This window comes from Bacillus sp. FSL K6-1218, from assembly GCF_038006445.1.
Classification (GTDB): domain Bacteria; phylum Bacillota; class Bacilli; order Bacillales; family Bacillaceae_G; genus Bacillus_A; species Bacillus_A thuringiensis_S.
Genome location: NZ_JBBOVE010000001.1, coordinates 1382157 through 1395222, shown reverse-complemented (window position 1 = coordinate 1395222; position 13066 = coordinate 1382157). Strand labels below are relative to the sequence as shown.

Genomic DNA, 13066 nt, shown 5'->3' with positions numbered 1-13066 from the left:
CATCCTTCTATGAAATCTTTCACAAATTGGTAATTTCTTTCGTATGAGGAATAAATTTATGGTATGATAAAATAAGTAAACTTTCATACACTAATTAAGAATTTATTACAGAAAGCAAGGGATCAGATTTTGTATAGAGCAGCTATTCCAAACTTATTTACGCTCGGAAATTTATATAGCGGATTTTTATCAATCGGCTATGCATCTTTAGGATATTATAAATCAGCTGCTATTTTAGTACTTATCGGGATGATGTTAGATAGTCTTGATGGTCGTGTTGCTCGTTTATTACGTGTTGATTCACAAATGGGAAAAGAGCTCGACTCGCTTGCAGATGTCGTAACATTTGGTGCAGCACCTGCTGTTTTAATGTATTACACATCTTTCTCAAACTACGGAATCATCGGATTATACATAGCGGGATTATTCCCTCTTTTCGGAGCATATCGTTTAGCACGATTTAATGTAACACCATCTTCTACTTCAATGAAATATTTCACTGGAGTACCGATTACAGCAGCGGGAGGGCTTGTTGCTTTCTTAACATTATTTTCACATACCATTCCAAAAATCGTTCTTATTACCGTATTTGTAACGTTCGCATTTTTAATGGTGAGCCGCATTCGTATCCCAAGTTTAAAAGATGTACCAATTCCACGATATAGCATCATTATTACACTATTTTTAGTTGGAATCATTATTACAATGTATCAAACAGGATTTGGCAATTTTTCTGTTTTCTTATTCATTGCCATTCCACTATATATTTTGTACATGTTATCTCAATTCATTAGACAAAGACCGTCTAAAAAAGCGAATAAAGAAAAATAAGAAAACCTTCCGAGTCCGGAAGGCTTCTTTTTATTTTGTGACTAATACCTTTTGATTTACAGGTGTTACTGGCTCTTCGCCGTTTAATACAGCTAAAATATTTCTGACAGCCATTTCAGCCATCGCATCACGAGTTTCAAACGTTGCATTCCCTACGTGGGGAGCAAGTACTACATTCTTTAACTCTTTTAGCTCTTCTGTAATTTTCGGTTCAAATTCAAACACATCAAGAGCTGCCCCTTCAATTTCATTCGTTTTTAATGCATGAGCAAGTGCTGCTTCATTCATAATTGGTCCACGTGAAGCATTTACAATATACGCTGTTTTCTTCATCATTTTAAACTGCTCTTCATCAATCATATGATGTAATTTCGGATTATAAGCACAGTTAATTGTAATAAAATCTGCTGTTTGTAATAATTTTTCCAACGTCACATACGTTGCTCCCAGTTCACTTTCAGCTTCAAACTTACGATTTGGCCCTGTATATAAAACATCCATTCCAAATGCTTTCGCACGTTTTGCAACAGCCTTCCCGATTTCTCCAAGACCAATAATTCCGATTGTCTTACCGTGGACTTCTCGTCCTAAGAAAAATAACGGTGCCCATCCGTTAAATCCAGTCGTACGACATAACGTATCCCCTTCAGGAATTCTACGCGCCGCTGCTAAAAGAAGTGCAAATGTTAATTCTGCAGTCGCTTCCGTTGATACTTTCGGTGTATTCGTTACTGCAATTCCTTTTTCACCCGCATACGTGTAGTCAATATTGTCGTAACCAGCACCATAGTTTGCAACAATCTTTAAATGAGGCGCTGCATCAATAACTTCTTTTGGCACCTTTGTCGAAAGTAAACTTAACAATGCATCTTTATCTTTTACACGCTCTGTTAATTCATCTATAGAAATTAACTCCTCTTTATCGTACATTTCTACATCATGATCTTTTAATAGTTCTAATCCAATTTCCGGAATTTTTCCCGCTACTAATATTTTTGCCACTACTAACACCTCTTCTATAGAAAATAAGATATCTCTTATATTTCATTGTAAGAAATCCACATATAAAAACCAAGGAATTTGATTATAGTTTTGAAAATCGACACTTTTCCATAAAAAAAGAGGAGATGCAACTCTCCCCTCTTCTTACGCTTTTTCCTGCGATTCTTTTCCGAGCTTCACATCAATCGTTCCTTCTGCAACCGTATCGCTAATTTGCTCCTCAATAACCGATTGAGATGCAGCATTCGTTTCAGAAGTATAAGCTTGTTGCTGTGCAACTTGTACATTTTGTACATTTTGTACATTTTGTTTATTTTGTTTATTTTGTTGTTTCGCCATTTCTTACCCTCCTTTTCATTCTTTCTTATTTTGAACAAAAAGGGTGGTTTTCATCAAAAAATTGCGTTTCATTTTGAATTTGTTACTTCTTCTTCAAGCGACCTCATTACTCTTGCTCGCTTCGTAAATGTTGCAACCTGAGTAACACCGTGAGCTCGTAGTATTTGTACATTTTCTTGTACATAGTTCCCTAAATCATTTGGATAATGGGCATCCGAAGAAATCGTAATTGGAACACCATACTTAGCTAATACTTGTAAATATAGTGGACTTGGGCACATTTCACGAACAGGATAACGATAGTACAATCCTGCATTTATTTCTGTTGCCGTATTCGTTTCTACTAACGCACAGGCAATTTCCTCATAATAAGAAAGCTGTTCATTCTCATCCAATCGATAATTAAATACCTTTATATTATCTAGATGAGCGATAATATCAAATAACTCGGTACGAATCGCACTCTCAACTGTTTTAAAAAACGTATCGTATAATGCGCGTAGGTCATGCACCTCAAAATATTCTTTCGTATCTGGATTATCAAATCCCCAGCCATTTAGAAAATGAACGGAACCAATTACATAATCAAAGTCTCCTAGCGCTAATAATTCTTTTAACTCTCCTTCACAACCAATAAAATAATCCGCTTCAATTCCAAGTTTAAGTGTGACACCTCTTTTACTCCATCGTTCTTTCGCCTCTTCAATTGCCTTTGTAAAATCATACAGTGAAACTACCCTTACTTGATCTAACCATTCTTTCTGTATACGACCGAGCTTAGAATCACTAATATCTACATATTTTTCATAATATCCTTTTGCTTCATGAAAACGATATAGATGATCAACAATTCCCACTTCTTTTATTCCTTTTCGCACAGCTTCTTCTAAATATAGATCTATCCATTCTGTTGTAAATGGCCCTTCCTTCACACGCTTTTGCAAACGCTCTTGTGTTTTCATAAGCCAATCAATAGAATGCCTTTCTTGAAGCGGTTCATAACATTCCAACGCTTCATTTATTTTAGCAAGCCACCCTATTGAATACGGTCCTTCTTCTAAGTGAAGATGATAATCTACTTTCATATACATTCCCCCTTATAATGTATCTATTTCCCTTCTATCCCCAATTCTCGAAAGCTTTCCATTTCGTTCTTTCACCTCTCGCATGACATCTTCCAATGCGATATTTTTTTCAGCTAATAAAACGAAACAGTGATAAAATACATCAACCATTTCTTTCACTACTTCTTCTTTATCATTATTTTTACATGCGATAATTACTTCAGCACACTCTTCACCAATTTTCTTTAAAATTTTATCTTCTCCTTTTGAAAATAAATAATTTGTATACGATTCAGGAAGTGGGCTTTCCTTTCGTTCTTCAATTGTTTTATACAGCAACTTAAAGGCATTTTCCATATGTATCCCCCTATATAATTTGATAGTGAAAACATGTCTTCTCCCCCGTATGACAAGCAGGTCCTACTTGTTTCACATTCACAACAATTGAATCTTGATCACAATCTAAGTATAGAGATTGCACATATTGAACATTCCCTGATGTTTCTCCCTTATTCCATAACGACTGCCTCGAACGAGAGTAAAACCATGTTCTTTTCGTCTCTAACGTTTTTTCATATGCTTCTTCATTCATATAAGCTAGCATTAAAACTTCTTTCGTACCTTCTTCGACGACAATTGCCGGTATTAATCCTTTTGAAAAATTAGGTTTCATAATCGCACCTCAACATTTGCATCTCTTAATTTTCGCTTTACACTCTGCACTGTCGCCTCACCATAATGAAAGATGGATGCCGCTAACGCTGCATCAACTGTTGTCTTTTGAAAAACTTCTATAATGTGATCCGTATGACCACAGCCTCCTGATGCGATGACTGGAATGGAAACACTTTTTGAAATTTCTTCTGTTAAACGAAGGTCATATCCGCTTTTCGTTCCATCTGCATCCATACTCGTTAACAAAATTTCACCTGCCCCGAGTTTAACAACACGCTTCGCCCATTCTATGGCATCCATTCCTGTGTCAACTCTTCCGCCGTTGACGTATACGTTCCATTTACCTTCTGCAACTTTTCTAGCATCAATTGCCACGACAATACATTGTGATCCAAAGTGTTCTGCCCCTTCTTCTATTAGCTTCGGGTTTCGCACTGCCGCTGAGTTTATTGAAACTTTGTCTGCTCCAGCTCTTAGTAAATTGTACATATCTTTCACACTTGAAATCCCCCCGCCAACCGTAAGAGGAATAAATACTTTAGCTGCTGTTTTTTCTACAACATCTATAATCGTTTTTCTTCCTTCATGAGTCGCTGTAATATCTAAAAATACGATTTCATCTGCCCCTGCCTCGTTATATGCTTCAGCTATTTCAACCGGATCACCGACATCTTGTAATCCTATAAAATTTACACCCTTTACGACTCGTCCTTCTTTCACATCTAGACATGGAATAATTCGTTTCGCTAACATAACTTCGTTACCTGTAACACTTCTTCTAAATCAATCGTTTTCTCGTAAAGCGCCTTTCCAATTATGACACCATATATATTCATATCATTTAACTTTTTCACATCTTGAATAGATGCCACTCCTCCAGAGGCAATGAGACGAATGCCCACACTTTTTTGAAGTAACGCCAATTGTTCAAAATTTGGCCCTGCAAGCGTCCCGTCTTTCGAAATGTCTGTAAACACAATCGTTTGAACACCTAAACTTTCCATTTGTTTCGCTAAACTAATATAAGAAATTTCAGACAGATCAAGCCAACCTCTCGTTGCTACGAAACCATTTTTCGCATCAATTCCAACAATAATTTTCTCTTTATATAGACGAACTGCTTCCTCTAAAAATGACTTATCATAAAGAGCTGCTGTTCCTAAAATCACTTTTTCTACACCTACTGACAATAACTCCTCCACCGCTACAAGTGAACGAATTCCTCCTCCCACTTGCACAGGAATACGTACCGCCTTGCAGATTTTTTCAATGACGGGCAAATTTAACGACTCGCCAGCAATTGCACCGTCTAAATCAACAATGTGTAGTATTTCCGCTCCAAGCTTTTCAAATATGATTGCCTGCGCTACCGGATCTTCATTCATCACCGTTTCTTTACTAAACTCTCCTTGATAAAGTCTAACGCATCGTCCTTCTTTTAAATCGATAGCTGGGAAGATTTCCATGTTTCTACCACCCCTTGAAAATTTTTTAATATTTGCATGCCAATTTCGCCACTTTTTTCTGGATGAAACTGTGCACCAAATACATTTCCTTTCGCTACAAACCCTGGTACTTGCATTCCATAATCACTTACTCCGCATACAATTTCATCTGGACAATCCGCGTAATATGAGTGAACATAATACACGAAAGAACCATCCACTAATCCATTCCAAAGCGGAAATTCTCTTTCCTTCCTTAATTCATTCCATCCCATATGAGGAATTTTATACGAAACTTTTAACTTACGAATTTCCCCCGGTAGTAAACCTAGCCCGCTACAATCTTTTAGTTCCTCACTTCGTTCAAATAAAAGTTGCATGCCCAAACATATACCGAGGATTGGTTTTCCTATGTCACAAACTTCTTTTAATACACACACTAAATCTCTTTCTTCTAATACGTCCATCGCTTTCGGAAATGCACCTACTCCCGGTAAAATCACGCCATCGCTTCTCAATATCTCTTCTTTATCACTCGTTACAATGTACTCTGCCCCAATATATTTTAATGCTTGCTCTACACTGCGAATATTCCCCATTCCATAATCTATAATGGCAATCAATTACAACATCCCTTTCGTTGAATTTACACCAGTAATGTTGGCATTTTTTTCGACCGCTTCTCTAAGTGCTCTACCAAAAGCTTTAAATAATGCTTCAATTTTGTGATGTGTATTACTTCCATATAGAACGCGCGCATGTAATGTAATATTGGCAGCATGTGCAACTGCTCTAAAAAATTCTTCCGTCAATTCTGTATCAAAATCCCCGAGCTTCGGATTTGTTAATTCCCCTTGAAATACACAATATGAGCGTCCACTTATATCAATTGCGACAAATCCTAAAGATTCATCCATCGGTACATACGCAGAACCGTAACGATTAATTCCCTCTTTATTTTGCAATGCTTCTTTCAAGCAATTTCCGAGTACAATTCCAACATCTTCAACGGTGTGATGTGCATCGACAAATACATCACCTTCTGCTTCAACTTGCAATCCAAATCTTCCATGTCTAGCAAATAAAGTAATCATATGATCGAAAAAACCAACCCCCGTTTGAATAGATACATTTGTACTTTCATCAAGCTGCAAACTTAATTTAATTTTTGTTTCTGTCGTCTGACGTACTTGACTGGACTGACGCATTATTTTTCCTCCTCAAACCTTATTTGGATTGCTCTCGCATGTGCATGTAACCCTTCTTTATTTGCAAGCTCTGCAATATGATGCTGTACATTTTTTAATGCTTCCTCCGTATAAGAAATAAAACTTGATTTTTTCACGAAATCATCGACTGATAACGGAGAAAAAAATCTTGCCGTTCCGCTCGTTGGTAATACATGATTCGGTCCCGCTAAATAATCCCCGAGCGGTTCAGGTGCATATGGCCCAAGGAAAATAGAGCCTGCATGTTTCACATAACCTAGAGCATTCATCGGTTCTTTTATATGTAACTCTAAATGTTCTGGAGCAATTTCATTTGATAACTTTAGTGCCTCCTCTAAAGAAGGAACGATAAAGATGGCTCCATTTCTATTTATCGATTCACGTGCAATTTCACTTCTTGGTAACGTTTCTAACTGTCTTTCTATCTCTTTTTCTACTTCTTTAGCTAGTTCCATATTCGTTGTAATACAAATCGCCGTCGCCCTCTCGTCATGCTCTGCTTGCGATAATAAATCCGCTGCGATATATTTTGCATTACCTGTTTCATCCGCGACAACTACAATTTCTGATGGACCAGCAATCATATCGATATTTACTATTCCGTATACTTCTCGCTTCGCTAGAGCGACATACAAATTTCCCGGTCCAACTATTTTATCCACTTTCGGAATCGATTCCGTCCCGTATGCTAAAGCAGCAATTGCTTGCGCGCCACCTATCGTATAAATTTCATCTACTCCCGCAAGATTTGCAGCAGCTAATATATGCGGATCAATTCCTCCTTTCCTCGGCGGTGTTACCATTACAATCTTTTTCACACCTGCGAGTTTCGCCGGCAATACATTCATTAATACTGAAGAAGGATATGAGGCTGTCCCACCCGGTACATATACACCTACATTTTCTAACGGCCGAATGAGTTGCCCTCTAATTATCCCTTTACTTTCACAATCGAATATTGAGTGCTTCTTTTGCTTCTCGTGATACGAAACAATGTTTTTCTTCGCCTCTTTTAAAGCTTCTAAAAATGAATTCTCTACAAACATACTCGCTTGCTGTATTTCTTCTTCACTTACACGAAAATCTTTCATCTCTATACCATCAAACTTTTTTGTATAGAAAGATAAAGCTTCATCTTTCCCTTCCCTTACATTTCTAATGATTTCTCTTACACTTCTTTGAACAGTTTCTTCTATTATATTAGCGTTTTCTCTTAGCACTTTTACTTTAGATAATGCCTCCTTAAAGTCTTCATAAATGATTTTCATTTTAAGTCCTCCTATTTCCCTGATAAGATTTCTTGCTCCATCATATTTATAATACTGAATATTTCGTCTTTTTTAGTTTTTAAGGCTGCCTTATTTACAATCATCCGAGCCGATATAGAGTGCATTTCCTCAAATACAATAAGTCCATTCTCTTGTAATGTTTTTCCTGTTTCAACAATATCTACAATCGCATCTGCCAATCCAAGAAGAGGAGCGATTTCTACAGAACCTTCTATTTTAATAATTTCTACATCCTCTCCCTTATCATGAAAATAAGTAGAAGTAATATGTGGGTATTTCGTAGCAATTCTTTTCTTCCGGTAACTCTTCGGATTATACGTAGGAATAGAAGCAACACAAAACTTACAAATCCCCACTCCTAAATCCAGCATTTCATAAATATCTTTCTCGTTTTCCATTAAAATATCTTTTCCAACGATCCCAATATCAGCTACCCCATGTTCTACATAAGTAGCAACATCAACCGCTTTTACTAAAATAAATGAAACATTTGTATTTTTACTTTGAAATACAAGCTTCCGACCTTTATTTTTGAGCTCAAAACAATCAATTCCAATCTGCTCAAAAAGTGAAATGACATGTTTTTCTAATCTTCCTTTCGTTAACGCAATTTGAATGTTACGCATGAAGCCTCTCCTTCTTTCTGGACTACCCATTTCTCATTCCATACATATTCCACTAAATATTCATTCTTTGCCTCAACGACCGTTCCTATTTTATTTTTTCTTGCAAATTGAAAGGTATCGCTTAGATTAGAGAATAGAGATAACCAAGCATTCTTCCCATCCTTTCGAAGTAAATTTCGTAACCTTTCTGCTTCCGCTAATCTATTTAACTCATAATGAATCACAATATCAATTTGATTTCGTTCATATGGTTCTTGCTGCTCTTGCAGCGCCTTCACAATTTGATTTACTTGTACCGCGAGTCCAACAGCTGGCAGCATTTCTCCAAAATTCCCAATTAGCTCATCGTATCTTCCGCCACTAACGATTTCTTCTCCAATTTCATATATATATCCTTTAAAAATAACACCCGTATAGTAATCTAAGTGTTGAATCATGCCCAAATCAATTGATATGTAAGAACCATATCCTAACGTTTCAATTGTTTCATACATTTCTTTTACTCTTGCAATTGCCATTTTCATTTCATTACTTGAAGCAAGCTTTTCTGCCTCCTCAATAACTTCTAAATTTCCAAATAGCCTTGGTAATTTCTCAAGTAATCTTACTGTCTCATCGCATCGATCTAATTTCTTTTCTCCGATAAAATTTGAGAGGGCAGCATAATTTTTACTTTCTATATACGTTCTAAGTACCCTTTCTTCTTCATCATGGATGGAGAGTTTTTTTACAATACATTTATATAACTGTACTTGCCCAATCTCAATTGTAAAAGATTGCACCTTCAACTTTTGAAGTGCTTGAATGACACTTATTACACATTCAATTTCAGCTCTTACATTATCAATCCCGATAACTTCAATACCACTTTGTACGATTTCATTATATTTTCCAGAATGGGATTCATTCGCTCGAAATACATTCCCGCTATACGTCACTTTAAGTGGCGTATCCCATCTCTGTGTTCCAATCACTCTTGCTAAAGGAATTGTCATATCTGGACGTAAAACGATAATCCTTCCCTTTTCATCAAAAAATTTATACATCTTCTCTTCATCTATCGGTCTATTTTGAAATGCAAAAACATCATAAAATTCAATTGTAGGTGTTCTTATTTCCTCATAACCTCTCTCTAAAAAAGTAAGCCTTAATTTTTGCTCCACTTCTTCAATTAACGTACATTCTTCGAATAAATAATCTCTCGTTCCATTCGGGTTTGCCCGTTTCCATTTTGTCATCTGAATTTTCACACCTTTCCCCTTCTAATGTATGCCTATTTCATTCACCTAAGCCGAAAATAAAAAGAGCCTTGTAGACAAAATACCTACAAGGCTCTTCAGTAGAGTGTAGGTACAACGGGAATACCCCTTGTACCTACACGTTTTCACGCTAGGTTCAAGGGTTTCATGTATGATGATGTAGTTGTGTAAGCATTGTAATAGATTTTATTGTATTCATAATACTTACTCCCTTTCTCCTCTGATTTTCACATAGTATATAACAGTTAATTTTGAATGTAAATACATTTTTAATATTCCGTCACTTTTTTAAATATAAAGCCACTTTTCTTTCATACTCTTTTATTTCTTGTTCATATTGCATTGTAATACTAATTTCATCTAAACCATTCAATAACTTCTCTTTCCACATTTTCTCGATTGTAAAATGAAATCTGTGCATATTCGTTATAATTATTTCATTTTCTAAATCAACTGTGATTTGTTCCCTCGCATCTGTTTTTGCAAGTTGTTCACGCATATCTTTGTCCATTACAATCGGTAACATGCCATTCTTCATACAATTCATATAAAAGATATCGGCAAATCCTCCAGCGATAATAACGCGGAAACCATAATCAGCAAGCGCCCATGGAGCATGTTCTCTAGACGAGCCACATCCAAAATTATCACCTGTGATTAATATGCTGGCTCCTTTTCTTTCTTGCGCATTAAGCGGGAAATTAGGGTTTTCTTGGCGATTATTATCATATCGCCACTCATCAAATAAAAACTTCCCAAACCCAGTTCTTTCAATTCTCTTTAAATATTGCTTCGGAATAATTTGATCTGTATCAATGTTATCATTCATCAGTACTGCGGCAGTACCTTTATGAATACGAAATGGCTCCATCATAACTCTCCTTTCTAATATCAACAAAATGACCATGTAACGCAGCCGCTGCCGCCATTGCCGGGCTAACTAAATGCGTTCGTGCTCCCTTTCCTTGTCTTCCTTCAAAATTGCGATTTGACGTAGAGGCACAATGTTCTCCTTCAGGCACTTGATCTGGATTCATACCTAGACACATTGAGCATCCGGGCTCTCTCCATTCAAATCCAGCTTCTTCAAATATGCGATGTAATCCTTTATGCATCGCTGCTTCTCTTACCCTTTGAGATCCAGGTACAACAAGTGCTCGCACACCTTCTTTTACTTTTTTACCTTTCACGACAGATGCAGCAATTTCTAAATCAGAAAGCCTAGAATTTGTACAAGATCCAATGAAAACATGTTGAACTGGAATGTCATACGTACTTTGTCCGGGACTCAACCCCATATAAGAAAACGCTCTTTCGTCATTTGCATCATGCTTTTCTGGCAATTTCTCATCAATCCGAACACCCATACTAGGATTTGTTCCCCACGTAACGTACGGCGCTAAATCCGTAACATCTACTAGAATATGTAAATCATAAACTGCATCTAAATCTGTATAAAGTTCTGACCATTTTTCCTTAATAGATTCATAGTCTTTCGGCGCATATTTACGCCCTTTTACGTAAGCAACCGTTTTTTCATCTGGTGCAATAATGCCAGCCTTTGCTCCCCCTTCAATTGCCATATTGCAAAGCGTCATCCTCTCTTCCATATCCATAGCATGAATGGCCTCTCCGTAAAACTCCATTACGTAACCTGTTCCAACTGCTACTCCGTACTTTGAAAGGAGATGTAAAATAATATCTTTCGCATAAACACCTTGCGGTAACTTTCCTTTTAACTCAATGCCCATCGCTTTCGGCTTTCGTTGCCATAACGTTTGCGTTGCTAATACATGTTCCACTTCACTCGTACCAATACCAAACGCTAGTGCGCCAAAAGCACCGTGTGTTGCTGTATGACTATCACCACAAACAATCGTTTTTCCTGGCTGTGTGAGTCCAAGTTCTGGTCCTATAACATGAACGATCCCTTGCTCTTCATCTCCGATATCCGCTAATGGCACCTGAAATTGTTTACAGTTTTCCCGGAGTGTATCTAGTTGCTGCTTCGCAATGCGATCGGTAATATTCCAAACATCTTTCGTTGGAATATTATGATCCATTGTTGCAAATGTTAAATCTGGTCTGCGGACTGTTCGATTTGTAAGCCGCAAGCCTTCAAAGGCTTGCGGTGACGTTACTTCATGAACAAGATGTAGATCGATATATAATAAATCCAATCCATTTTCATTTGTCGCAACTACATGTCTTTCCCAAAGCTTATCTAGTAACCTTTTCCCCATTATTTTCCTCTCCCTACTAACGCTTGCTCTTCCATTTCTTGCATAACTGCCTTTGTAAATGAAGTTGTCGTTTCAGTCCCCCCGATATCTGCTGTACATTTTCCTGATTTAAGGACTGCAGAAACTGCTTCTTCAATTGCATATCCTTCTCTCGTTAATCCGAACGATTGCCCAAGCATCATTGCAACAGAACGCATCATCGCAATTGGATTTGCCTTATTTTTCCCCGCAATATCCGGTGCTGATCCGTGAATAGGCTCGTATAATGAAGGCCCCTTTTCAGCGTGACTTGCTGATGGAAGCATTCCTAATGATCCAGCTAATACTGAAGCCTCATCACTTAAAATATCACCAAATAAATTTTCCGTTACAATAACATCAAATCTTCCTGGATTCCGAATTAATTCCATAGCCGCTGCATCTACTAAAATGTGTTCTACTTCCACATTTGGGTAACGAAGTGCTACTTCTTCTGTCACAGTTCTCCATAGTTTACTAGATTCTAAAACATTCGCTTTATCAATAGATGTTACTTTTTTCTTCCGCTTATTTGCTAATTGAAAGGCATACGAAACGATACGTTCAATTTCATGTCGATGATACGTAAGTGTATCTGTCGCCACTTCTTCCGTTCGCTCTTTCGGATAAGAAAAATAAATTCCGCCTGTTAATTCACGAACGACAACGAAATCAATTTCATCAGCATTTTTTAATGGTGATAAATGTGCAGTTGCACTTTCTACCGTTACAGGGCGAACATTCGCAAATACACCGAGTCCTTTTCTTAATGCTAATAATCCTTTCTCAGGCCTTTCTTTCGCACTATCCCACCTTGGTCCACCTACTGCTCCAAGTAAAACCGCATCACTCGCTAAACAGGCGGCAAGTGTTCGCTGTGGTAATGGTTGCCCAGTTAAATCGATAGCAACACCACCAAAGTACTCATCTTGCAAATGAAAATGATGTCCATATAGCCTTTCTACCATATGCAATACTTCCTTCGCACTTTCCATAACTTCTGGACCAACACCATCACCAGCTAAACAAACGATACGTTTTTCCAT

16 protein-coding genes are annotated in these 13066 nt (G+C 37.3%); 1 reads left to right on the top strand and 15 read right to left on the bottom strand.

The features are described 5' to 3' along the window. Positions 1-129: 129 nt before the first annotated feature. Entirely contained in the window at positions 130-831 is a 702-nt protein-coding gene (gene pssA, locus MHI26_RS07320) for a CDP-diacylglycerol--serine O-phosphatidyltransferase (RefSeq protein WP_000285417.1), read from the top strand. Positions 832-861: 30 nt separating this feature from the next. Here the strand turns inward: pssA and MHI26_RS07315 are convergent, their stop codons facing one another. The 15 genes from MHI26_RS07315 to leuB all read right to left on the bottom strand — a co-directional run bounded on the left by MHI26_RS07315 (position 862) and on the right by leuB (position 13066). Continuing rightward, positions 862-1833, bottom strand: coding sequence for an NAD(P)-dependent oxidoreductase (locus tag MHI26_RS07315; RefSeq protein WP_001062833.1), 972 nt, complete (start codon positions 1831-1833; stop codon positions 862-864). Positions 1834-1977: 144 nt separating this feature from the next. Continuing rightward, complete coding sequence (locus MHI26_RS07310) at positions 1978-2172, bottom strand: DUF4025 domain-containing protein (RefSeq protein ID WP_061666723.1); 195 nt, start codon at positions 2170-2172, stop codon at positions 1978-1980. 68 nt (positions 2173-2240) lie between these two features. Further along, positions 2241-3257, bottom strand: a complete 1017-nt coding sequence (locus MHI26_RS07305; RefSeq protein ID WP_061666724.1) for a histidinol phosphate phosphatase domain-containing protein — start codon at positions 3255-3257, stop codon at positions 2241-2243. 12 nt (positions 3258-3269) lie between these two features. Continuing rightward, on the bottom strand, positions 3270-3593 hold the full coding sequence (gene hisE, locus MHI26_RS07300) for a phosphoribosyl-ATP diphosphatase (protein WP_000426354.1): 324 nt from the start codon (positions 3591-3593) through the stop codon (positions 3270-3272). Between the two features lie 10 nt (positions 3594-3603). Continuing rightward, a complete protein-coding gene (gene hisI / locus MHI26_RS07295; RefSeq protein ID WP_000803966.1) occupies positions 3604-3909 on the bottom strand; it encodes a phosphoribosyl-AMP cyclohydrolase in 306 nt (101 codons plus the stop codon). Continuing rightward, positions 3906-4664, bottom strand: a complete 759-nt coding sequence (gene hisF, locus MHI26_RS07290) for an imidazoleglycerol phosphate synthase cyclase subunit (RefSeq protein ID WP_000880109.1) — start codon at positions 4662-4664, stop codon at positions 3906-3908. Before hisF ends, hisI begins: the two co-directional genes overlap by 4 nt. Beyond that, positions 4658-5377, bottom strand: coding sequence for a 1-(5-phosphoribosyl)-5-[(5-phosphoribosylamino)methylideneamino]imidazole-4-carboxamide isomerase (gene hisA, locus MHI26_RS07285; protein WP_000402294.1), 720 nt, complete (start codon positions 5375-5377; stop codon positions 4658-4660). Before hisA ends, hisF begins: the two co-directional genes overlap by 7 nt. Continuing rightward, entirely contained in the window at positions 5350-5979 is a 630-nt protein-coding gene (hisH, locus tag MHI26_RS07280) for an imidazole glycerol phosphate synthase subunit HisH (RefSeq protein WP_000560352.1), read from the bottom strand. Before hisH ends, hisA begins: the two co-directional genes overlap by 28 nt. After that, positions 5980-6564, bottom strand: coding sequence for an imidazoleglycerol-phosphate dehydratase HisB (gene hisB, locus MHI26_RS07275; protein ID WP_001249963.1), 585 nt, complete (start codon positions 6562-6564; stop codon positions 5980-5982). After that, positions 6564-7853 carry a histidinol dehydrogenase gene (gene hisD, locus MHI26_RS07270; protein ID WP_000692517.1) on the bottom strand — a complete coding sequence of 430 codons (1290 nt, stop codon included), beginning with the start codon at positions 7851-7853 and terminating at the stop codon, positions 6564-6566. Before hisD ends, hisB begins: the two co-directional genes overlap by 1 nt. A gap of 11 nt (positions 7854-7864) precedes the next feature. Continuing rightward, on the bottom strand, positions 7865-8500 hold the full coding sequence (gene hisG, locus MHI26_RS07265; protein ID WP_001244496.1) for an ATP phosphoribosyltransferase: 636 nt from the start codon (positions 8498-8500) through the stop codon (positions 7865-7867). Then, a complete protein-coding gene (locus tag MHI26_RS07260) occupies positions 8476-9738 on the bottom strand; it encodes an ATP phosphoribosyltransferase regulatory subunit (RefSeq protein WP_000170292.1) in 1263 nt (420 codons plus the stop codon). Before MHI26_RS07260 ends, hisG begins: the two co-directional genes overlap by 25 nt. 301 nt (positions 9739-10039) lie before the next feature. Continuing rightward, a complete protein-coding gene (gene leuD, locus MHI26_RS07255) occupies positions 10040-10630 on the bottom strand; it encodes a 3-isopropylmalate dehydratase small subunit (RefSeq protein ID WP_061666725.1) in 591 nt (196 codons plus the stop codon). Then, entirely contained in the window at positions 10608-12002 is a 1395-nt protein-coding gene (gene leuC / locus MHI26_RS07250; RefSeq protein WP_000518099.1) for a 3-isopropylmalate dehydratase large subunit, read from the bottom strand. The genes leuD and leuC overlap by 23 nt, the downstream gene beginning before the upstream one ends. After that, the gene (gene leuB, locus MHI26_RS07245) at positions 12002-13066 is read right to left on the bottom strand and encodes a 3-isopropylmalate dehydrogenase (RefSeq protein WP_000415385.1); all 1065 of its coding nucleotides are present in this window, start codon (positions 13064-13066) and stop codon (positions 12002-12004) included. Before leuB ends, leuC begins: the two co-directional genes overlap by 1 nt.

What these genes read in the sequence shown, in the direction of transcription:
- hisI (WP_000803966.1), bottom strand. Translation starts at nt 3,909, where the DNA reads ATGAAACCTAATTTTTCAAAAGGATTAATACCGGCAATTGTCGTCGAA.
- MHI26_RS07310 (WP_061666723.1), bottom strand. Translation starts at nt 2,172, where the DNA reads ATGGCGAAACAACAAAATAAACAAAATAAACAAAATGTACAAAATGTA.
- MHI26_RS07260 (WP_000170292.1), bottom strand. Translation starts at nt 9,738, where the DNA reads ATGACAAAATGGAAACGGGCAAACCCGAATGGAACGAGAGATTATTTA.
- leuB (WP_000415385.1), bottom strand. Translation starts at nt 13,066, where the DNA reads ATGGAAAAACGTATCGTTTGTTTAGCTGGTGATGGTGTTGGTCCAGAA.
- hisA (WP_000402294.1), bottom strand. Translation starts at nt 5,377, where the DNA reads ATGGAAATCTTCCCAGCTATCGATTTAAAAGAAGGACGATGCGTTAGA.
- leuC (WP_000518099.1), bottom strand. Translation starts at nt 12,002, where the DNA reads ATGGGGAAAAGGTTACTAGATAAGCTTTGGGAAAGACATGTAGTTGCG.
- hisF (WP_000880109.1), bottom strand. Translation starts at nt 4,664, where the DNA reads ATGTTAGCGAAACGAATTATTCCATGTCTAGATGTGAAAGAAGGACGA.
- hisE (WP_000426354.1), bottom strand. Translation starts at nt 3,593, where the DNA reads ATGGAAAATGCCTTTAAGTTGCTGTATAAAACAATTGAAGAACGAAAG.
- hisB (WP_001249963.1), bottom strand. Translation starts at nt 6,564, where the DNA reads ATGCGTCAGTCCAGTCAAGTACGTCAGACGACAGAAACAAAAATTAAA.
- hisG (WP_001244496.1), bottom strand. Translation starts at nt 8,500, where the DNA reads ATGCGTAACATTCAAATTGCGTTAACGAAAGGAAGATTAGAAAAACAT.
- MHI26_RS07305 (WP_061666724.1), bottom strand. Translation starts at nt 3,257, where the DNA reads ATGAAAGTAGATTATCATCTTCACTTAGAAGAAGGACCGTATTCAATA.
- hisD (WP_000692517.1), bottom strand. Translation starts at nt 7,853, where the DNA reads ATGAAAATCATTTATGAAGACTTTAAGGAGGCATTATCTAAAGTAAAA.
- leuD (WP_061666725.1), bottom strand. Translation starts at nt 10,630, where the DNA reads ATGGAGCCATTTCGTATTCATAAAGGTACTGCCGCAGTACTGATGAAT.